18 protein-coding genes are annotated in these 21,083 nt (G+C 46.9%); 14 read left to right on the forward strand and 4 right to left on the reverse strand.

Annotation, left to right across the window (positions count from 1 at the left end; all coding sequences use genetic code 11):
• Position 1 precedes the first annotated feature (1 nt).
• Positions 2-1,330 carry an FRG domain-containing protein gene (locus tag ACLHV9_RS26695; protein WP_407221242.1) on the reverse strand — a complete coding sequence of 443 codons (1,329 nt, stop codon included), beginning with the start codon at positions 1,328-1,330 and terminating at the stop codon, positions 2-4.
• A 421-nt stretch (positions 1,331-1,751) separates the two neighbouring features.
• Here ACLHV9_RS26695 and ACLHV9_RS26700 point away from each other — a divergent pair, with 421 nt between their 5' ends.
• The 3 genes from ACLHV9_RS26700 (at position 1,752) to ACLHV9_RS26710 (ending at position 3,473) form a co-directional block, all read left to right on the forward strand.
• On the forward strand, positions 1,752-1,952 hold the full coding sequence (locus tag ACLHV9_RS26700; protein ID WP_326979393.1) for a hypothetical protein: 201 nt from the start codon (positions 1,752-1,754) through the stop codon (positions 1,950-1,952).
• Positions 1,953-1,973: 21 nt separating this feature from the next.
• Positions 1,974-2,249 (forward strand): hypothetical protein, encoded by a 276-nt coding sequence (locus ACLHV9_RS26705; protein ID WP_407221243.1) that lies wholly within the window; start codon positions 1,974-1,976, stop codon positions 2,247-2,249.
• A 432-nt stretch (positions 2,250-2,681) separates the two neighbouring features.
• A complete protein-coding gene (locus ACLHV9_RS26710; RefSeq protein ID WP_326979391.1) occupies positions 2,682-3,473 on the forward strand; it encodes a tyrosine-type recombinase/integrase in 792 nt (263 codons plus the stop codon).
• Positions 3,474-5,511: 2,038 nt separating this feature from the next.
• Here the strand turns inward: ACLHV9_RS26710 and ACLHV9_RS26715 are convergent.
• The 3 genes from ACLHV9_RS26715 to ACLHV9_RS26725 form a co-directional block, all read right to left on the reverse strand.
• Entirely contained in the window at positions 5,512-6,183 is a 672-nt protein-coding gene (locus ACLHV9_RS26715; RefSeq protein WP_326979390.1) for a hypothetical protein, read from the reverse strand.
• 85 nt (positions 6,184-6,268) lie between these two features.
• A complete protein-coding gene (locus ACLHV9_RS26720; protein WP_326979389.1) occupies positions 6,269-7,492 on the reverse strand; it encodes a replication initiation protein in 1,224 nt (407 codons plus the stop codon).
• Between the two features lie 305 nt (positions 7,493-7,797).
• Positions 7,798-8,061, reverse strand: a complete 264-nt coding sequence (locus tag ACLHV9_RS26725) for a hypothetical protein (RefSeq protein WP_045336782.1) — start codon at positions 8,059-8,061, stop codon at positions 7,798-7,800.
• 118 nt (positions 8,062-8,179) lie between these two features.
• Here ACLHV9_RS26725 and ACLHV9_RS26730 point away from each other — a divergent pair, with 118 nt between their 5' ends.
• The 11 genes from ACLHV9_RS26730 to ACLHV9_RS26780 all read left to right on the forward strand — a co-directional run.
• Positions 8,180-8,575 (forward strand): hypothetical protein, encoded by a 396-nt coding sequence (locus tag ACLHV9_RS26730; protein WP_326979388.1) that lies wholly within the window; start codon positions 8,180-8,182, stop codon positions 8,573-8,575.
• 350 nt (positions 8,576-8,925) lie between these two features.
• Positions 8,926-9,639, forward strand: coding sequence for a DotI/IcmL/TraM family protein (locus tag ACLHV9_RS26735; RefSeq protein ID WP_326979387.1), 714 nt, complete (start codon positions 8,926-8,928; stop codon positions 9,637-9,639).
• A gap of 24 nt (positions 9,640-9,663) precedes the next feature.
• Entirely contained in the window at positions 9,664-10,782 is a 1,119-nt protein-coding gene (locus tag ACLHV9_RS26740; RefSeq protein ID WP_326979386.1) for a DotH/IcmK family type IV secretion protein, read from the forward strand.
• 3 nt (positions 10,783-10,785) lie between these two features.
• Positions 10,786-12,096: a DotG/IcmE/VirB10 family protein gene (locus ACLHV9_RS26745; RefSeq protein WP_326979385.1), complete on the forward strand. Its 1,311-nt coding sequence runs from the start codon at positions 10,786-10,788 to the stop codon at positions 12,094-12,096.
• Between the two features lie 43 nt (positions 12,097-12,139).
• The gene (locus ACLHV9_RS26750; RefSeq protein ID WP_326979384.1) at positions 12,140-12,859 is read left to right on the forward strand and encodes a hypothetical protein; all 720 of its coding nucleotides are present in this window, start codon (positions 12,140-12,142) and stop codon (positions 12,857-12,859) included.
• Positions 12,859-13,374, forward strand: a complete 516-nt coding sequence (gene traQ, locus ACLHV9_RS26755) for a conjugal transfer protein TraQ (protein WP_326979383.1) — start codon at positions 12,859-12,861, stop codon at positions 13,372-13,374. The genes ACLHV9_RS26750 and traQ overlap by 1 nt, the downstream gene beginning before the upstream one ends.
• Positions 13,375-13,395: 21 nt before the next feature.
• On the forward strand, positions 13,396-13,755 hold the full coding sequence (locus ACLHV9_RS26760; RefSeq protein WP_326979382.1) for a TrbC/VirB2 family protein: 360 nt from the start codon (positions 13,396-13,398) through the stop codon (positions 13,753-13,755).
• Positions 13,756-13,798: 43 nt separating this feature from the next.
• Complete coding sequence (locus tag ACLHV9_RS26765) at positions 13,799-14,227, forward strand: hypothetical protein (RefSeq protein ID WP_326979381.1); 429 nt, start codon at positions 13,799-13,801, stop codon at positions 14,225-14,227.
• Position 14,228: 1 nt separating this feature from the next.
• Entirely contained in the window at positions 14,229-17,261 is a 3,033-nt protein-coding gene (locus tag ACLHV9_RS26770; protein WP_326979380.1) for a hypothetical protein, read from the forward strand.
• Between the two features lies 1 nt (position 17,262).
• Positions 17,263-18,477, forward strand: a complete 1,215-nt coding sequence (traW, locus tag ACLHV9_RS26775) for a conjugal transfer protein TraW (RefSeq protein ID WP_326979379.1) — start codon at positions 17,263-17,265, stop codon at positions 18,475-18,477.
• A gap of 2 nt (positions 18,478-18,479) precedes the next feature.
• Positions 18,480-21,083: DotA/TraY family protein (locus tag ACLHV9_RS26780; protein WP_410397582.1), on the forward strand; the 2,604-nt coding region annotated here is incomplete at its 3' end.

A 21,083-nucleotide genomic window follows, 5' to 3' on the forward strand; every position in this document is an offset into this window, starting at 1 on the left:
TTTATGATTTCGATAAATACCTTCTAGAAATTGCCTCTGCCGTTTTCTCCATGCTGGGGTAAACGGTACTTTCGGATATATTTAGCTGAGCGAGTTCTTCGAGTATTTCAAGCTTATTAGTTATTTCGACTCTGTCCAGAGGAAAATCGTCTGTTGTTTCCGGTAGAACCGAATCAAGACCAAACAAAAGAAATGCGCCGGACTGTAACTGCATTCTCTCATTGTTTACTCTGGCCTTTAAAAATACGATTTTATTTAAATCTTCTAATGAAATTCTGTTTCTGAAATACGATTTTTCATTCATAACCAGGTCTGCCACAACTTCACTTAACATTCCATTACCACAGGCATTCCCTTTAGCATCTAACGCTGATAATTCCCGCAATTTTTCATAAGGTATAAGTGACAGGTTAGCAATACAACTCACTGTATCAGAATCGTAGTACTTTATATTTTTTCTTTCCGTTGAGAATGAGATAACCTGTCCACTTTCATCATGGTCTTCACAACAGGCAAAGTAAAGTGCAATCAATGGATTAGAGGTAATATCAAGCAATCGTGTTGGTAATCCAAAATGCTGCATTCGAACAAGCTTATCAATAGTGAACACATCATCTTTAAATTCATTAGGTCTGGCTGTCAGTATTTCACGAATCATGAAAGACTCTGAATTCAGATATTTATACGTTCCATTACCATGTTTTCTGAAAAGTGATGGAATTAGTTCATATTCACTTTTAGAATGCCCTCTATAGTATTTCTCCATTCCAGAATTATTATTTTTCCCTATAAAATCAAGGTATGATTTCACATTACTTATAGCGCGGTATTTTACTTTCTTGAGTGTTGGAACACCTGGTTTGCTTTTATCAACACCGTCTAAACCAAGCTCATTTAACACATCATTCAGACCTTTGTCTTTCACAGCCCAGTGTGTACGACTGAGCGCAAAAGGCCCTAATTCAAGTACTTTTTTATATAATTGAATATCGGGGTTACATATTTCACCTAAATTATGATTGATTTTAAATGAAAAACAAATATCGTCTCCAGACTTTTTAAGCTCACTTATTACACCCTGTCTGATACTGATGTACTCATTATTATCATCCTCCTTCGTATAGACTTCAGTCATAAACAGCACAGGAAGTCTTTCCAGAAACCCAAATGTGTTGCGCCTGATAGGTATTAACCTGCTGTATAATTCACTCGGTGTACCTTCCAGCATTCTGGATATTGGAAAGCTGTCCTTACCCTCGATGATATTCGGGTTCATACAGTCCCAGCGGTCATAAACAGCCGGTTCGCCGGCCATGATTAAACTAAACATGGTAATGCCCTGATTTTATTCATGAAAGTTTGATTATATTTATCATACCCCTCCATTCTGTATGAAAGTATCCTCGCTTGTCCATGCTTGTTTGTCTCTCATAAGTCACAAATTTTTGAATGTTTGTTTTATTCAAATTCTTTATATTTGATAGGCTGCAACAATCAAAGTTCATGTTTTTACCCTACATTAACCCACACCCATCTCAAACCACCTTAAAACATGCCATTTATACCCCCTGGAATGCCAGTATTTCCCACTATCACCAATAATTCTGAGATTTTATCCATAATCTAACCTCACGCCTAAAACGAGCTGGTTAAAACCACAGGATGGACAAACCAACCCGTTCGCCCAATACTGATGACGAACCCCAGGTTCATATGTATTGTAAATTTCACTCCGTTAGAGGAATTCCGAGATGGGTAAAGTAGTTAAATTCAAACCAAAGCAGGAAACTGCTAAACGTGATCCGTGGTGTTCGCCGCTCACACTGGCTGACGGCACACAAATTTCCGGTGGTGCTGCTCGCGAAAAACGCCTGAAGGCTGTTGGTGGTGTGGAAGAGCTGCTGCGTCAGACGCTGGCCAACGCGTCTCACATTGCATCCAAGACAGGCTAACCCCCTGAAAAGAGGTAGAAAATGGGATTTTTTGATAACAATACGTTCACCGGCAACATCGCCCGTATTCAGGAGATGAAGCAGGGTAAAGCCGGGAACAAGAAAATCAGCGATACCTTCAAAAAAGAAGGTATGCAACTTGAACCTCACCACATTAAGGCATTATGTGAGGCAGTGCCCGAGCTGAAGAAAAAAGTTCTCAGGAAGAAAACGGCACAGGCTGTGATTTCCGAATGCACAGCCAGCAGTACAACAGAGCGTAGTTCCGGAGGTGATTTTGTTCCTGAAGGAACCTGAAACCGTTAGCCTGAAAGGCAAATATCAGCTGGTACAGTGATATTTGCCTTTTCCCCACCAGTTTTTTCCCCCTCTTGTTCTGCGTCAAAAGTGTTATAGATCCGCACGCCCTCCCCTGCCCCGTTTTTTCCAGAATTTCCTGGATATGCCCCCTGCCCTTACCTCAGACCACAACATAAAGTGGCCCGCTGCCGCGTACACCTGAATTAATCAGGGACGCAGGATCTTTTTTATGCGTTAAAACTCGATTAATGGCAAAAAGTTACGCAATGAGGATCTTCCGTCAGGTATTTATTTTCCGTGCAGCGGCCAGAATGATGATGCACAATACTGTACAGAGACACAGTTATCCGTACCTGAACCTGCGAAAAAATTTCGTATACAAAAATTTGGGTGCGTGCGGATTTTAAATTCTGAGGAAAATTCAGGGCTATGACTCAGCAGAATTCACGTAGCGCGCTGCGCGATTTTTCAGGCCATGTGGTGATCGGGGACCAGAACAACGCGTCACTCTGGCATCAGACAGACTGGAACCGGGCAATCACCCTTCGCAGGATGGTGATCGCCAGCGGCGCGGGCCCGATGTATCTTCTCGCGCCGGAAGTCTCTGCCCTCCTCTGGTATATGGAAGATCTCCGGCAGCTGGCGTATTTCTCCACGCTCTGGAATACCGGCGCCAGGCCAAACGAGGGTCTCGCCCTCTCCCGCCAGGATTTTGACATGAATGCAGTTCAGCCTTTCGTTACCCTCAGAACGCTGAAGCAGAGAAGCCGCGGCCGCGGCAGGCCTTCGAAGGATGAAGCTGTTAAACGCTCGGTGCCGTTGTTCGATCCGTCGTATGCGAAACTCATGCGCCAGTTCTTTGCCACCTTCCCTACCGCTAAATCTGCGCCACTCTGGCAGGAGTCGCATGATACGGTTGGCCGGTGGCTGAAGCGTGCCGTTGACCGTGCAGCCCAGGATGGCGTCACCTTTACCCTTCCGGTCATTAACCCGAAAACACTCCGTCACAGTTTTGCTGTTCACCTGCTCTATAACCGCGTGCATCAGCGTGAGCTTCAGGAACTGATGGGTCACAAGTGCGCTGAGAGTACGCAAATTTACACCCGTATCTTCACTCTCGACATTGCAGCCGGCAATCACATCACCTTCAGCTTCGACAGTCAGACGGCCGTTGAGGCCTTACGTCTTGGCAGTTCAGACACCTCACTTCTATCCGGGTAGACTCGGACGAAATTTTCGTGTACGAAATTTTTGTCCGCTGCCGCACTACTCCCCTGCATTAATACTCATAACGCCCATGGCCGGTTCTGGATTACATCTCACCTGATGATCTTCGTAGCCGGTTCTCTTACACCGAGATGGTTCTGATTTCTCTTTGCTACTTTTTCGTATACGAAAATTTTTAGCATTGGCTTTTCCTCGGGTGTGTTTAAACGTTTATGCCCCGTATAACTGATTTTTTTGTTGCCGTTAGAGTTAACAAGGTAGAGTCATACTTCAACACGAACATTGAGTTTATGAATGCACCTGGCGCCCTGATACCCTGAAGGACTTTTCGTATACGAAAAGTTTGTGGTTTCGCCCTTTTTTTACCCCAGGCTCACAGACGTATTAGCATCATCCGTACCGGATGGAATTATGTCTTACTGATTTTCGTACACGAAAATATCTAGCTATTCTCCCGATGCCTGCTCATAAGCACCAGGAAGGGCTTCACCAGTTTATCGTACACAAACTTATCTTCTGCCGACGTCACTACTCCGAACCAGTAAGATAGTTGTAACGACAAGTAAAAACTCCCTGAACCTGGATTTTCGTACACGAAATTCCAGTGTTCCATGGAAGAAAGCAGATAAGTTCAAACTGGTCACCGTTCACTTCCGGCAGTACTACACCATTCTTCGGCAGTGAACATAGCATAGTCGTCATTCAGCCCGGCTATAGAAGGATCTGCCACTTCATTCGACCAGGTTGAGCTATGATCGTGTTAATTTTTCGTACACGAAAATTTTAAGGTCTATAAGCAGAAGAAAAGGTCGATCAGATTATGGCTCATCTTCAGCCATGCTACACCATACAATCTCAGTGAAAATTGTATAGCCTCGAATATGTCCGGCTCTCGTAGTAGCTGCCGGTATCATTAGCCCAAGTTACGCCGTTTCCGCTTTTAATTTTCGTACACGAAAATTTGCTGAACCTTATCCATCTGACATGTGCCTGTGTATTTATTTTATGAAGGGAAGGGGGCGGGCAGACCATGACTTTTCATACGCGAAAATTTTGAAGTCTATAAGCAAGGGAGAAAAGGGGACGAGTAGGTTACAGTAAATCTGTTAAAGCGCGATACGTTTTTTTCGTCAACGAAAATTTATAGGCGCAATTTTCTCATTCGTCCTGGGCTCTTCCGAGGTCATACCGCCAAGTTAAGCATGGGGCTCGTCTGCGTTTTTCGTATACGAAAAGTTTTACATCCGAATCCAGGGCAGTACAGACGGCCATTAAAGAAGTGGCTTATAAGTTAGAGCGAAGTTCATCTTTTTCGTATACGAAAAATCCACCCGATTTGTATCGTCCAGCCAGTTTGTGGTAAATCACAAAAGTATGTGAAAAGTGTATTTTATGTCGTGGTGAAAACCGATTAAGTGGTAATTCTGGTTACACCATAAATCCTGTACGAATCGGCTATCTCATACGTTAAAACCTTCAACATCATTACTTGTCATTAATACCGAATACAGGGATTATTTAATTGCACCGGGTCTGTCACAGGCCAATTATCTGATACTAGATTACACCGTTTGTAATTATGGATTCCTCTGCTTACTGTCATTATCCAAAAACAGAGCAACATTCTGCACTATAGATTATTCGTAAAATTGAAATTTAAACAGGATTTGCAGAGTTGAACTGCCATATAAAAGTGTTTTTTAAAGGTCCATTAATTTGGTACAAATGATAAATATCATCTGTAAACTGACAGACCAAATGACTTTTAGCACATTACAGTATTCTGAATTTTTTAATTTTAGATTCAGCATCATCTGTATTATCCGTTATACTGCCAACATGCCGGTGCTGCTCAAAGACCTTTCCACGGGGGTGGTTTGTTGATGGGTTGCCCGGCTTTTCTATTTTTTATTGGGCTTCCGAACTATCCGAAGAAGATGATGATGGCCAGAGCAAGGCGAAGAATTTCGTATACGAAAATTTTGGAGTCCATAAATTCTCCTGACCAGGCTGGCCAGGAGAACATGTGGTGTCACATTGAAGGTTTTTGAAGATTTGAACTATCAGTTTTTTTTATCATATCCAATTGATTATCCTCACTATTTAGCTGTTCTTCAAACCATGAAACGGGTGCGCTTTCGTTCTCCATACGCAGTTTTTCCGCGGCATCTTTATATGCCATATGACTGGTATAAAACATAACGACAGGTGAGTCCCAGAATTCTTCCGCTGCGATGGTACGGGTGACCGGAGAGATCCCCAAAAACTCGTTGTACTTCTCCTGAAGCACGTCCTCAGTACAGATACCTCGTTCTGCGAGATCCGCAAGATACGGTGCAAGTGTTTCCGTTAGAAATCGCAGTGCCTCTCCGCTTCTGAATTTATCCGCTACCGCCAGATCATCATCCTCGAGGTAATAATTAAAGACATGAGGCTTATTAAGTAAATCTGCATATCTATCATGGAGCTGAGATAAAAGAGAATCGACCCTTTCAACATTGTCGGGAGACGTTGTTATAGATGCCGGCTCCGGGATGTCAGTCACGGTGTTCGGCTGAAAAATACGAAGGAAATTAATACGAAGATTCTCTGCTACTTTAAGCCGGAGATCTGAAGCAGTTAATTCGTCACTAAGCTCATTTTGCAAACGTGCAGAAGCAAGAACAGGCTGAAAGTAATCAGCCGGTGTTACAGGAGTAGACATAAGTAATTCCTTACAGGCTGTGAAGTGCTATCACGCTATACGTATTGAATGGAATTTATGCTATCTCGAATTAACAATTAACAGATCAACTACTGTCATCATCTGCACATCTTTCAGAACGCACCCTAATCTGGCTGGATTGCCCAGAATCACCTCCCTCAAGACCAGGATCTATACCTTTGGCAGTTACGGATACTAAACAAAAGCTGGGGGCAGTTATCTGATGTACACCATAATTAACGTTCTGATCATGCCCGACAACAGCCTCCCGAAGAGGGATGACATCCCGTTTGCTGGCCAACTTCATGGATATGACATGCTGATATCGCGCGACCGTCTGACGGCTGAGTGAAGTAGCCGCTGCGATTGCAGTCAGGGTGATTGAAGTACCAAGTTCCGTCAGTCTGGCCACGGCCAGGCGAATCTTTCCTTCCGTACTACTGCGACGTTTCTCATGCGTCCTGGTTGCTGACAGTCTTTGTCTTTCCTCGATGGGAAGCGATTTATCCAGCCCCATCGCACCACGATGGCATCGTGAATTACCGGTGTAGAAATCCCACGTCCACCGTGACACGCTTTTTACAGTGGCATTGACCTGTGAAAGGGAAAGGTTGGCACTGAAGCCCCTGGCGCGGAAATTGTTATGGTTATACGCATAGGCAGCGACCTCCTGCTGGAAGCGCTGATAGCTCGAGGATTCACGCATTCTGGCCACAATTGAGTAGGCGTAATAACGCAGCTCTTCAAACAAGGTGCAGTGACGGGAATGTGCCACGCTGTCGAGGTCCGGGCCCTTGCTCCAGCTCCTCTGGGGTAATTCAACATAGTCAGCAAGTTCACCCAGCTCGAACTCGCGATCATGAATCTCAGTAGTGTCCCACCAGGGGTGGAACGGTGTCTTGGCCACAGGCCCGGAATAGGCGACGTCTGCATCGAGCTTTATGGCCATAGCACGATAGATGGCTTTCATGTACTGCAGGGGACGGCTGCGGGCATTCTCTGTTGTGCAGACAGGGATTATTGCGTAGTAGAGGTGAGCATGACCGTTTTCACGGTTTCTGACGATGAAGTTTGGTGCCGGCAGTCCCTGATCGTCCCAGATGTTCGCATTCGAATGGTCCAGATCGAAGATCAACCAGGACACCATTCCACTGCGGTTAACCTGCATATAGGGATAGCGAATGGCATACGCCACCGGTCGGACAATAGCGGCCGTTTTGTTGTCACTGCATCTCGGCAGGAACGGCGCTTCGCTCAGCAACCGTCGAGCTGAAGAGGAGCGGGACCACGCAGCTGGCTGAACGCTCATGGCGTTACATCCAGTACGCATAAAATGATAGTCGCCAGAGGCGGGCAGACCGTAGAGCACGTTTTAGACGAAAAAATCATCATAAATCCTTTTTAAGGTGCGCAGAAAACTTGCGAGCCTTCAAAAGAGGAAGTAAGATGACAACACGTGCCTACCAGAGCATTGTTGTTGTTGATTTGTAGCGGACGTTACCAGCGCCTACCACGCGTCTCTTTCTTACTTCCTCTCGAATCGGCTCGACAAACTAGTTGTACAAGACTTAAATACAGGGACTTTGTGTTACCAGCACAAAGTCCTTTGTCTTTTCAGCCCTGGACTTCATCTTCGTCGATTATCTTAACTTTTACTTTCTTGAGTTCTCCGGTTTGCGAGGACAATGTTTCCAGCGCATGAGCTGTATTTCTGAAATAGCGGGGCATCTTGTTCGCCGTTGAAAGCCTGACCGTCTGATTGAAGACAGTCACAACATCCACAACCTTTCGCTTTCTCTCATCGGATCGATCCGTTGAGATAATTACGCCAGAAACGCCACCTGAGATCGCCAGTTCAGTAAAAACCTTTAACTGCATGATTTTACCTTCCTTTGCGACATTTACTAATCATTTATTATCAGTATACAATGCCTGTATCGCAAGGTATTTTTAGCAAAATCCCGATCTTTTCGATCTGGTAGAAAATGAGTACAAAATGAACAGTTCGGTAGCCAAAAATCAACTCGCTTCACTCCGTAACAACCGGATACTTCGCCGTGCAATAATTCCAGGTAAATATCATATCGCGGCCAAACTAATGGCCCGCTCTCTGAATATCCCGGTGGGTGAAATCTACGATCAAGCCGTTGAACAATTTCTGGCTACCCCTCCGGCTAAAGAGGACTTCATTCTCGTCGGCAGAAAAAACAACCCACCTAAAGTCAGCTTCTGGCTCAGTTCACACCTGAGTGAAAGAGCAAAAGCACTGGCTGAGTCCCTGGAACTGACCGAGCATGAAGTACTGATTACTGCTATCAACGACTACGCCAGGAAGCATAATTTTGACCGTATTAAGACCGCAAAAGGGACAGGGTCCTCTAAAAAGCCCTAAAATTTCACGCAGTACATATAGCATGAAATGCGGTACAGGATCCCGCACATTTTTCAGCATTCCCTCCTTTAATGCATAATTGCACTTAGAGAACACCATTTCCATTCGTAAAATACATGATAAGCGCATCCTGTAGCCGCTGGAAACAGCACCTGAAGATCTCCCCCCCTGAAACACATACCTTGATCTGAATGCAATACAGAGCAGGGGAGGTGTTGGACAACCCGATACGGGGCGTCAGATATAGTTTCTTAGAAAAATTATTGATAGAAAATAGCAGGGTTCCTTTTTCGCGATAATTACATATAATACGCATTACATGTAACTTTTGCGGCCGCGAGAAATTCATAATGGATGATTCACAAAATTCGAAAAAAAGCCCCACTGAACAGCATCAATTAACGAGAACAGCGGAAGAAATCTCAGATATTCAGAGGCTTCTTGATGAGGCACGTGAGTCCGTTCTCTCATGTCGTCGCTTATCCAAGGCATCGTTGATAAATACCGTGACGAATCTCGGTCTGGTCGTACTCGTAGCGATCATGTTCATGGTAATCCTTACGCAGAAACGTGAATATTTTGCCACAAATCCCGAAGGTGGAATTACCCCACTTGTTGCTCTGGACCGACCAATAATCACCGACGACGGCGTAAAGCTAGTAGCACGTGACTCTCTCTACCTGATTATGAATCTCAATTTCGATACGTATAAACAGGATATTGAAAGAGGGCGTTCTGGCTTCGTTGATGAAGGACTGGCAAATATTCTTCAGGCGATGAAGGAAGCCGGAATATTCGACATCATGAAAAAGTACCGAGTTAACATACGGACTGAATTTGGCCCCGCAGTTATTACTGCTAAAGGCATCAGCAAATCAAAAGTTGCCTACTGGAAACTTGAATACCCCATCACGATCAGATTCGTTGGTCAAAGCTCAGTTACAAGGCCTATGAACTTCACGCTGCTGACAACCGTTAAAGCAGTCGAACCAAAGGTAAACCCCGCAGGGGTGGCTATTTCACAGGGAATTACCCGGCCTGTTAAAGATTCGGCCGTTAACTGAGCGAGATAACCAAGGGTGGTAATAATGAATTACAAGATAGCATTCGTGGCCACACTACTGGGACTGATTTGTCAGCCATTGAATGCGGCCGTTTCGTCTTCTGGCAATGTGTCAATTGTGCCCTCAGTGGACCCTACCGATTCAGCGGTTCCTTTTCCTGATGGTCCTGGTGCAGAAAAGGGTACCGGTGACCAGGCGCAGATGCGTGCGTCTTTGAACAGCACCACAGCTGATAGCGCCGCAACTTCGCGGCGTTTCCCGGATCAGACGTCTTTCGAGCCAACACAAGCCGATTCTCAATCGACAGGTGGCGCGTCCTCACGTTCGGGACGTAGCGGTAATCAGCAGGAGATGATGTCAACCAAGCAGGCCTTGATGGAAGGAATTCGCCCGGGAAATCTGTCTCCGGAGGATATTAGGGAAGCGTTGTCCGCCAGGGATGAGATGAGCGCCAGTCTGAACACTCCTGTAATAAATGCAGTCCCTCAGATCACCTCTCAAACCATCAGTCTTTCTCCGGGAGATGCGACACCTGTAGTCCGTGTCGCACCTGGGCGACCGACATACATTGTTTTTGAAGATATCACCGGCGCGCCATGGCCACTTGAGTATCCCCCGATAAATCATAGCGGTGCAAAACGATTCTATGTCAGTGGCTTTGAAGATAAGCCTTTTGTGACTATTCAGCCCTTGGTCACATACGGGAATGGCGATGTCGGTGTGATACTGAAAGATTTGCCTGTGCCTGTTGCTTTAGTACTGGCAAACGCAGAGCCCTCATCCGCTGACAAAGTGTATAAATATGACAGCCGGGTGAACATTCGTATCCCGCGTCGCGGTCCCCTTGCACCAGTCAATACAATCACCACAGTAAACAAAATCGCACTCTCCGATCCCGAACTGCAGTCACTGCTGGATGGTATACCACCAAAAGACGCCAACAAGCTTAAAACAGACAACAAACGAGTCTCAGTCTGGCGCCGGGCTGACAAGCTGTATGTCCGTTCTGTACTTGAGTCTCGCACCCAGTTTTCCAAGACGCTTTCCTCTGCAGATGGTACCCACGTCTATGAAATGGAGATATCTCCATTCATTACGATGATGGAGCAGGGCAGCACTATCACGGTCAAAGTGGAGTTATAGGTCATGGCCAAATCGAAAATCCTTAAATCCATAATGGGTGGTGATAAATCCCGGAACGCTTATATCGCCGGTGGTTTTTTTGCCTTCATCATTTTTGCAATTGCCATCATGTGGATTGTTTCTGTTAGCTCTAAGCCCTCAGAAGAATCAAAATCCCAGATGGCCAGAATCACAAGCCGGCAGGATATCTCAACCGGCGAGAACAAGGCTTATACCAAGCAAATAGAAACCTTCAACACCAGGAAAGCAGAGGAGGCGACGAATAGCGGCTCAAGCTGGATTTCCATACCCGCGTACTACGACATAAAAATTGATACGCCGGCCCAGCAAAGAGCCAGTGCGCCGGTAAAGCAAACCGTGTTGAAAGAGCCAGAGAGCTCTCAAATATCTACCGGAATGAAACCTGCCAACATTGCACGTCAGGAAGCGCAGGAGCTTCTGGCGCAGCTTTCTACCTCGTGGTCATACTCTGAACCGTCTGATGCACCAGTGAGAACTGCACCTGAATACGCGCAACGCATCATGCCAACAGTAACGACTAACGCATCACTGAACGCGGCGGCCCCCGTTGTGGCACCCACGATCGCACCTTACCGTCTGTATGAAGCCCTTAAAATTTGTCCGGCTAAATCGCTGGTCAAGCTTGATACCAACACCAACTCAGCCGTGCGGGCAACGCTCATTTGCAAGGAACTGGCCAATGCGACGATCTTCGCCGGCGGGTACAAGTTGGTAGGTGAGGACATTGATATGACGTTCTCACTCATGACCTACAAGGGTGAAACCTACAAAGTTCAGGCTAAGCCAGTAGATCTCGATACTGGTCGCTCAATGCTATCTGCAGAGATCAATAACAACTACATTCGCCGCATTCTTGTGCCGGCACTGGCCAGAGCGACTCAAAAAGTCGGAAGCCTTTATGAGAACCAGTCAAACAGCACAACCTATGTCAGCAATGGCACGGTAGTAACTGACAATTCTGGCAAGGTTGATGCCGATCAGGTGAGAGGGACGTTCATCGGAGGTCTTGCTGAACAAACGGCAAAAGTACTTGAAGCGGATAACGCGAGAGTACCGCCTGTCCAGGCGACACGGGATGAGTCGACTTTTGGGATTATGTTCCTGTCACCGGTAATGAGCTCAGACTCAGTGGATAAGAGCAAACAGACCACCCCTTCAGTTCCACAACAGCCCGCAGCACAACAGCAGATGGACAGCCAGCGGCAGGTACTACAGCAGAGCAACATGCTTTCGCCAACTCCGGCTTCAGAAAATGGACCTGTGTTTGGACCTGGTTCAGTGCAAATCAATTAAAAAAATTTATCCCAAAATTATCATTTAATAGGTATTATTTGTAATGAAAGCTAACAATGGTCTCGATGATACCAATGATTTCACTGAAGCATTTATGGCTGATGACATTCCGGAAACTGAGCCGGTAGCTCCTGAAGAAATGGTAGCTACCAGACCAGCCAAAAACCCGAAAAAGGGGACCAATCTTGTCCGTTACCTTATCTACGGTTTTGGTGGACTGGTGCTGCTTTTCGTTATTCTGTTCATCTGGGCAGCCGTAACGGCAGACAGTTCAGAAACAGCCAGACAACAGCAGACGCAGCAGGCTTCTCACGAAACAAATCTTGAGGCTACAGGAACCGGAACCGTACCTGCCGCTTCAGTTACAGCAAAACCGATCGAGCATGAGCCTCAGGAAGAGGATTTTGAGGACGTTGCACAACTCAAGGCGCAGCTTAACGCTGCCCAGCAAAACACGGCCATCAGGGATGAGAAGTATAAAGCCCTGGCCAGGGCATACATTCAGTTACAGGCGGATTACAAGTTACTTCAGGATAATCAGAACAAATATAACGGCCGAAATACGACTAATAAACCGGAATATGCTGTCCTGCCAGTGCTTAAAGGTGTCTCTCTTGTCTCTGTTTATGACGGATACGCTTTTGTGAAGAAAGGGAACACGGTCTATTCAGTTAAAAAAGGAGATAAAGTCAACAATGCGATCGTAATTGAAATAGATCCTGTTCTCAGGAAGGTCATTACGGCCAAAGGAGTGATTGAATAATGGAAGAGATGTCGGTTGCGTTTATAAATCTTATAAACAATATCACGGTCCCTTTCTGGTCACTCCTTTGGGCCATCGGCGGAGCAATGGGAACGGTATGGATTATTTCCCTCGGTTTGAAAATGAAACGAGGTACAGCACCTGGCGCTCCAGCGGTTACAGCCGGTGAGATATTTGGCGTACTGGCCATTGCGGCATTTATTGCAAATTATGGTAGCTGGATTGGCGCATTCAGCAATAGTGCCGGGCTCGGAGATGTTAGTTTCGGGGTGCTTTCTTATGTAGATGAAGGGGGCAACTTAGGTAAATTCGCAGGTGTAATTAATGCTGCTCTTACCTTTGTTTCTATGATGGGCGGTCTTTTCGGTATGAAGGGACTTTACCTGCTGAAACAAAAAGCCAGTGGCGAAGGTAAAAGCGGCGATCTGTCGATGCAGGCCATTATTCATATTGTTAGTGGCGGTTTTTTAGTTCAAATAGCACAGCTGTTATCGGCTTTTGCCAACAGCATCTGATAAATACACAAGGAATATTTCATGCGTAAACTTTCAATTTCAAATTTTAAAAAGATTATGAAGTATGCAGTTCTGATGCTGACTACTTATTTACTTTTTAGTGCTCCTGCAAGCGCAGCGACTTTGCAGGACATCATGAACAAAGCTAAGGAGGTCCTGTCAAGCGGCAAGGATTTAGCGATCGTTCTGGGTTATGTTGTAGCTGTAATTTGTATCATTGTCGCCGGTTTAAAACTGAAAGCAAAAGCTGAAGGTGATCAACAAGTTAAAATGTATCAGATTATCGGCTTATTCTGCGCAGCTATTATTCTAGGCGGCGGAGCTTTCTGGGTTCAGACCACTGCTGACTCACTCGGCGTAGAAATCCAATCCAATATTTAACATTACATGGCTCAGGGGCAACCCTGGGCCTGGAATTTTTGACATGGCCAAACGACTGACAGCTGACGAAATATTCAGGGAGTTTGCCACAACGGATTCTCCTTTCGAAAAGTGGCGCTTATTTAGTCACATCACAAATGAAGCCACCTTCATTTTTCTACCCAATCACCTGCAGAAAAATCTGTGCAATCTGCAGTTCGGCATTTTTGAAGAATTGCATAGCAGTGACACGGAAAAAGTAAAAGCGGCTCAAGCGCTGATGAAATGGCTTTTATCCCACCAGGCCATTGTCAGGGAACATTATCAGAGCGCAAGTCCGGCAGCGGTTTATCGCGTACTTAAAAGCATGACTCCAGAGCAGATTGAGCAGGTGAAAGAAGTTAACAGAAACCTCTTTCTGGTATTCAACCCGTCCCTTCTGACTTTCAAAAAGCAAAATTTTATCAACAAATTCCTATTCTGGAGAAAATAAAATGGACGGGTTCACCCGATTTTTAGCCTCATTAGCTTCATCCACTTTCAATAAACCACTCCCGGAATATTCAGGCTGGGATTCTGTCGTTCCACTTACAAAACGCGACCTGGATAACGATACATCTCTGGAAAAGCCCTACATTTTCACGACTGAACAAGGTGAACTTATTACCTTTTTCGACTTGCAGGGTGTTTTCCAGATCGTAGGGAAGGACCATTTTGCTGAAATGCTGAATGAGCTCTGCATGAGTCTACGCCCTCTATGCAATAAATATGGTATCGATTTCTGGATTTCCTATGAGGAAGACCCCGACCGCGCTTATGACGAACTTGCGCGTATCGTAGCTCCGCAAATTATGGCCAGTCGCAGAATGGGTCTTAAAGTTGAGGATATCATCCGTTCGCGCATCTCCAAAAATGCAAGCCGCTGCCATTTTGAACAAAATTTTCTTGTGATGAAAACCGGTCTTCTTGCACTTGCCAAAGAGACGATGAAGGAAGAGATGGGGGAGAAAGCCCGCAAACGTAAGGCGCTCAAATCCAACCTAATTCCTCAATACGGCCAGGATCTCGACACGATCTACGAATCGCTGCGCACATTGCACATCACAAACGTGGATCGTGTAATTGATAATTTCAGGCTGTGCGACAAGAGCGGGACCTCCGGTATTATGCTGCGCCGACTCGATGTTCATGAGGCGGCCAGAGGCGTTCGCATAATGCTTGAACGAGAGCGCACTTCACAGAACTGGGTTCCCAAACTTATTACTGACGGCCCGACACCACGTGGCCGTCTGAAGCACATTGATGATTTCATTCCGACCAAGCTGAAATGGCAAATATGCGTATCGAACCCGTCCATTATCGAGGGTACCCCGTACATTGATACGGGTGAATTCGCGCACGCGAATATGCATATGGAGCTGGCGCCGCAGGAAATTCGCCAGTTCAGCGAACTCCTGCAGAACATGGACCGCACCATGCCATTTCGCTGTACGTTCCACCTGTCTCCTCGCGGCCTTGATAGCTGCAAACTCAGGGATTTCACCACTCAGCTTGTTGGCTTCTTTGGCCAGCCAAAGAAGGTTAAACAGGCTCTCGATTACCTGAAAGAGACAGATGAGCACGACCCGGTTATGGCCATGCAGTTTAATGTATCCACCTGGGCGCGTGATACAGATACCTTAAAACGTCGTGTCAGCACACTGGATTCGGCTATCCAGGGATGGGGGGTTTGTTCAATGTCCGGTGCAACCGGCGATCCGGTAGCTTACTGGACTGCCACAGTGCCCGGTTTTTCTAAAGGAAATCCCTCCACAGTAATGACACCGCCTCTGAGAGAAGCAGCTGAAATGCTGCCACTTTCCCGGCCAGCCTCACCATTTATTAACGGCTGGCTTCCGATGTGTACTCCGGATGGGAAGATTATCCCCCTCCATTCCTATTCTGACCTGCAGGACACCTGGATACGAATTTCTTCAGGAACACCTGGTTCAGGTAAATCCCTGAAGATGAACGTGACAAACTTCGCGTTCGCAGTCGCTCCGGGCTACTCCAGCCTGCCTCTGATGTTGATGCTCGATGTGGGTAAAAGCTCGTTTGGCACGATCTATCTCATCAAAGATGAACTACCAGAGCATCGTAAAAATGAAGTGATGGCCATTGAGCTCGAAAACAGTCGCGAATACTGCACCAATATTTTCGACACCCAGCTCGGACTTCGTCTGCCCCTGGCTCACGAAAGGGAATTCATAAATAACTTTATCAAACGTCTATGCGCACAGCGGAAAACCAGTGAAGAAGGTGTCACTTCTTTGCAGATCCCTGAAGGGGTCGAAGGCTTTGTCTCCCAGCTCATCGACATGGCTTACAAAGCTACTGAAAACCCTGAATCTCAGTTCCATTACGAGCCAGGTCGGGACCACAAAGTGGACACGGCACTGGCTGAGATCCGTCAGACATCCGAACGTGATGAACGTTGGTGGGAAACGGTCACCTGGTGGGAAGTGGTTGATATGCTTTTCGACGCCGGTCACCCGCAACTGGCAGCGTCTGCCCAGCGATTTGCTGTACCCGAGTTCACCATGTTGTCGAGTATTGCTGCATCAGAGCAACTCAGCAACCTGTACCCAGAATTAAGAGTCAGTGAAACCGGCGAAAGTATCCAGCAGTATGTTATCCGTCATTTACGTGACGTAGCGACCACCTTCCCCATGTTCGCTGGCCGCACGCGTTTCGAAATATCTTCTGAAACCCGAATACTGTCCGTTGAACTCGGAAAGGTGCTGGCGACCAAGAAAGAACATGCTGGTCTGTTCTATATGCTGGCGCGGCATCTCGGTACCCGTAGCTTCTTCCTCGATACCGAAACATTCATGCCTTACTGCCCCGACCGTTATAAGGCGCATCATGAAGCGCGCATCCTGGCCAACCGGGCTGAGAAACGCATGATCGCCGCCGATGAAACGCACAATTTTAGCGACGATCCCTTCACGTCAAATCAGTTTGTTGTAGATGGGCGCCAGGGGCGAAAACTGGGCCTTGTCATTGAGCTGGTATCACAATACCTCAAAGACCATCACCCCCTGATCCGCGAAGCAGCGACTGACGTCTTTGTTCTGCGTGGCGGCAGCGCCAGTGATGAAAAAATCCTTCAGGAAGAATTTAAGGTCACGCCTGAAACAATCATTCGCCTGCGCCGGGAATGTCGTGGTCCCGGGCCGAACGGCGCCAACTTCCTTGCTTTCTTCAAGACCCAGCTTGGTAATGTCTGCCACATCCTGAATAACACCGCGAGCGCTACTGAGTTGTGGGCCTTCAGTACCAGCCAGAAAGACACAATCATTCGTGATGAGCTTTATAAACGTTTTGGTACAGACGTTGCGCGATCGCACCTGGTTAAACGCTTCCCCTCAGGCAGCTCCTCAAGCTACCAGGAACGCATCAAGGAACGTGGGCTTAATCAGGAAAACCAGACCGTAGCGGGCTACCTGATTGAAGAGATATCGAAAGAAATCCGGGACGGAGCATAAGATGAATTTTCGAAAGAAACTATTGGTCCTAGTACTTGGCTGTACTGTCAGCGGCGGAGTATGGGCAGCTATGCAAGTAACAGATACAACTCTGATTACTGTAGTAAAAACAGGGTTCAATGCACTTGCGATTCAGATTGGTACATTCCAGACGCAGATGGGGACACTACTCACTCAAATTGGATCTTCGATCAATCAGAACGGCAGCAAAGTGGCAACGACCGTCGAAGCTGCCGCAAAAGCCGATCGGGAATTTCAGACGGAGAAAAGCCGTCAGGAGCGCATCAATAAAACGAAGCACGATCTGGAGGTTTCCAGCAGTATTTGTAGTGAATCCGCATCGGGTGGTGCCACTTCTGTATCTTCCGGCAGCAGTGCAGCGAAGGGCTCTTTGCGCCCTGGTGGGGGCGGGGTGGCTAACGCAAGTATCAATAATGCCGTAAATAAACCAGCAGTAAACCCGACAGCTGACGCTTCTCGCTCTGCAGCCGTTCACGCGAAATACTGTGACGCGATTGATTATGCGGCATACGGCGGCTCTGATGCCTGCCCGGCAGTAAATACCAGTATGCCCGGTGCAGACAAGCGTGTTGATTCTCTTATGACAGGGGCAGGTAAGGATGGGAAAAAACCTGATCTTACCTTTTCTCAGGAGCAGACCGACGTTGCCCGGATGTATATCCAGAACTCGACGCGCCGCTCGATAAGCAAAGACCTGACAAAAGCTGAAGCAAGCAGTGCGGCCGGGAAAGTGTACCTGGGCGTCACAACCCAAATGAATGCTTCCATCAGCGCTGCGGCTGACCCTCAGGAACGTATGCTTGCTGAACGCCAGCCACTTGATGAAACGAAAGAGCTGCTGCAGGAAGCCCTTCAGTCACCAAGCGCGAAATCCTATTTCGACGAAACCGCGTCAGACGTAGCCCGTTCAACGGGGAAAATGTCGAAAGCCGAATTCCTTCAATTCGAAGTGGGTCGCAGATATGCAAATACTGCATATCAAAAGGACCTGCAGGAGATGGACGGGGAAAATCTTCAGCGGGAAATCATCCGAGTAAATGCCCTCCAGAATTCACTGCTTCTGGAACTGCGTAATGAAATTCAGGCTGGTAATGTCGTGGCCGGACAGCAGCTCGCTTCACAGGTCAGGGCTGAATATGGTCCGTTACTCGATAAGCAGTATCAGGCGATCGGTGCACGCATGGGTGGAGAGTAATCATGAAATTAAAAACAATTGGCAAAGCCGTATCCTCTCCAATCTGGGTACCGTTACTTCCGCTTGTCTACACCATAAAGCGACTGCAGCGAACTCACGATAACAGCCGCGCCGTTATCGGTGCTCTCCATGCCGACATACGGCAAAAGCTGGCCGCGCGCAAAGGCCAGGCCCGGACGGAGGACCAACAGGAAGACAGTGCAGAACTGTCGTTTGAAGAGGCTGTACAGCTTGCTGAAAGAAATGCGGCCATCCGTGGACAACAATACAGTCTCGCAGAAGTGCGACAGATGCTGGTCATCCGGAAGCGAATGATCCTGGCGCTGGCATATTTAATTTTTCTGGGGGGCACGTTTACCCTGATGCGTACCTCCATGCTGTTTGGCATGGGTATGTTAATTTTCTCAGCATCGATGATGTTGTTTGCCGTGCCGGCACAATTCCGTATCTGGCAAATTGACAACCGGCGTTTAAGCAAAAGCGAGAAGGGGGGATTTGCTGATTTTCGGGCTGAAACAAACTGGGTGCGCGATACGCTTAATCCGCGCCTGAAATCACAGGTAAGCAGAACTCTTCTGACGGCTCTGCTTGTTGTTTCCCTGGGTGCACCTATAGCTGGCCATGCGGAGAATCTCGATGATCTTACAACTGCTGCCGATCGCGGTACCGACATTAGCCGGCAGGCAATGGTAACGCTTTTTGGCCAGATCGTTAATGACCCTTTGAACGGTATTCTTGAGGACGGAGGGGACAGCCTTGTCTCTCAGGTTCTCAAAGTCTTCAGCTCTACTCTCCTTATAGTCGGCACAGCCATGGGCGGTTATATCATTCTAAGGAAGACCAGCCAGACAGCGCATGATGGTGTATTTCTTGATAAGGACCAGGCATCAGTATGGATGCCTATCCGCGTCCTGGCGGCATTTTCACTCTTAACTCCACTACCTAATGGGTGGAGTCTGAGCGCACTGCTAATGCTTTACGCCGCGGCAAAAGTTGGTGTGGGCGGAGCGAATATTGCCACAGACCTCACAGTAGATGCGTTTATGAATGGTCAGTCGTTTGTACTGCAACCTGCAGCGCCTTCAACTGTCGAATTATCACGTTCTCTTTTTGAGGCGAACCTCTGCATGTTCGGCATCAATGCCAGCCTCGATAACCTTAATTCTGTTGGCGGCTTTTCTTCAGCAGGCGACTATATCAACCAGTCTGGCTTGGCCGGTGACAATGGTTTCATTCTCAAGTCCCGTAGCTATACGTGCGGTGGAGCGACTATCGCCGTGGAAGAAGATCAGTCATTACTGGCAAAGCTTGGCATTTCAGCTGATGTTGACATTAATGCGATTCGTGAAGCTCACGCTACCGGCCTTAATGAGATGCAACGAGCTCTGCGTGATGGCGCACAACAATTCGTAGACGGTGTGCTGGCCCGCCAGCAGAACGAAAACGCCAATCTGGTAAACGCGGAAGCTATCATCCAGAACGCCAGTCAGATTTACGAGAACAAGGTAACAGCGGCAATCAGGTCATCAAATATTAATAGCCAACTGAAAAACCTCACCAGCCAGGTCGGGGACACCATCAAGACTGAAGGATGGATGTCGTTAGGAAGCTGGTATCAAACTTTAGCCGTTGCGAATAATCGTATTGGGAATACAGCAGCCGCTAAAGGCTCGGCATTTGGTGCATCAACGGGGCAAGGCCCTGCAGTGGATGATGAGTATCGACTCGTCATGAGCGCATATCAGGCACAGCGCTCCGTAACTGACAATTCAAGTGCTGGAGTTCTAACAGCAAAATCATCATACGAAGCTAACAACATTACTGACGCATCAAGTTTTCTTGGATACGTATTTAATACAGCAGGTCAGTCTCTTACAACCAAACTGATCAATTTGTCACAAAATGAGTCTGGACAAGTGAACCCAGTCATTGCTATGAAAAACCTTGGCGATTACGTCATAACAAGTTCAGAGGCTGGAATACTGAGCTTCGCCGCTATCAAAGCATTTATGGCTGGAGCAAACGAATCACTTCTTGGAAATGTTATTAACAAATTCTCAGGTGTAGGTAAAGCAATTGAGTCGTTAGCTGAGTCTCTGGGTGTTTATATTAACCTTAGCTTTATAATGTTAATTGGATGCGGGATAACATTAGCAATTTACATTCCGCTGATGCCGTTCTTAATATGGCTTGCAGCGTGCGTAAATTATTTCGTCATAATAGGCGAGGCCATTTATGCTTCAGCTTTATGGGCCTTTGCCCATTTGTTAGGCAATGGTGAAGGCATGGGGCAAAAAACTACCCACGGCTACATTTTCATTTTGAATCTAATGTTCAGACCAACATTAATGGTTGGAGGGTTTTTATTAGGCGGAGGTATCGTCATCATTGGCGGAACGTTACTAAACAAATTCATGCCCGCCGCAATGGCTAATGCTCAGTTTGATTCAATAACAGGAATAGCAACTCTTATCGGATATTTAGTTTTATATTGTGGAACAGCTATTGCTCTCGTGGGTTCTTCCTTCTCATTGATTAATGTTGTACCTGATCAAGTTATCAACTGGGTAGGAGGACATATGAGTCAAAGTCTCGGCAGAGATATG

This window comes from Enterobacter sp. CPE_E890, assembly GCF_046521475.1.
Lineage (GTDB): Bacteria > Pseudomonadota > Gammaproteobacteria > Enterobacterales > Enterobacteriaceae > Enterobacter > Enterobacter adelaidei.

What these genes read in the sequence shown, in the direction of transcription:
- ACLHV9_RS26730 (WP_326979388.1), top strand. Translation starts at nt 8,180, where the DNA reads ATGAACAGTTCGGTAGCCAAAAATCAACTCGCTTCACTCCGTAACAAC.
- ACLHV9_RS26715 (WP_326979390.1), bottom strand. Translation starts at nt 6,183, where the DNA reads ATGTCTACTCCTGTAACACCGGCTGATTACTTTCAGCCTGTTCTTGCT.
- ACLHV9_RS26740 (WP_326979386.1), top strand. Translation starts at nt 9,664, where the DNA reads ATGAATTACAAGATAGCATTCGTGGCCACACTACTGGGACTGATTTGT.
- ACLHV9_RS26695 (WP_407221242.1), bottom strand. Translation starts at nt 1,330, where the DNA reads ATGTTTAGTTTAATCATGGCCGGCGAACCGGCTGTTTATGACCGCTGG.
- traW (WP_326979379.1), top strand. Translation starts at nt 17,263, where the DNA reads ATGAATTTTCGAAAGAAACTATTGGTCCTAGTACTTGGCTGTACTGTC.
- ACLHV9_RS26765 (WP_326979381.1), top strand. Translation starts at nt 13,799, where the DNA reads ATGGCCAAACGACTGACAGCTGACGAAATATTCAGGGAGTTTGCCACA.
- ACLHV9_RS26770 (WP_326979380.1), top strand. Translation starts at nt 14,229, where the DNA reads ATGGACGGGTTCACCCGATTTTTAGCCTCATTAGCTTCATCCACTTTC.
- ACLHV9_RS26705 (WP_407221243.1), top strand. Translation starts at nt 1,974, where the DNA reads ATGGGATTTTTTGATAACAATACGTTCACCGGCAACATCGCCCGTATT.
- ACLHV9_RS26725 (WP_045336782.1), bottom strand. Translation starts at nt 8,061, where the DNA reads ATGCAGTTAAAGGTTTTTACTGAACTGGCGATCTCAGGTGGCGTTTCT.
- ACLHV9_RS26710 (WP_326979391.1), top strand. Translation starts at nt 2,682, where the DNA reads ATGACTCAGCAGAATTCACGTAGCGCGCTGCGCGATTTTTCAGGCCAT.
- traQ (WP_326979383.1), top strand. Translation starts at nt 12,859, where the DNA reads ATGGAAGAGATGTCGGTTGCGTTTATAAATCTTATAAACAATATCACG.
- ACLHV9_RS26700 (WP_326979393.1), top strand. Translation starts at nt 1,752, where the DNA reads ATGGGTAAAGTAGTTAAATTCAAACCAAAGCAGGAAACTGCTAAACGT.
- ACLHV9_RS26760 (WP_326979382.1), top strand. Translation starts at nt 13,396, where the DNA reads ATGCGTAAACTTTCAATTTCAAATTTTAAAAAGATTATGAAGTATGCA.
- ACLHV9_RS26745 (WP_326979385.1), top strand. Translation starts at nt 10,786, where the DNA reads ATGGCCAAATCGAAAATCCTTAAATCCATAATGGGTGGTGATAAATCC.
- ACLHV9_RS26750 (WP_326979384.1), top strand. Translation starts at nt 12,140, where the DNA reads ATGAAAGCTAACAATGGTCTCGATGATACCAATGATTTCACTGAAGCA.
- ACLHV9_RS26720 (WP_326979389.1), bottom strand. Translation starts at nt 7,492, where the DNA reads ATGAGCGTTCAGCCAGCTGCGTGGTCCCGCTCCTCTTCAGCTCGACGG.
- ACLHV9_RS26735 (WP_326979387.1), top strand. Translation starts at nt 8,926, where the DNA reads ATGGATGATTCACAAAATTCGAAAAAAAGCCCCACTGAACAGCATCAA.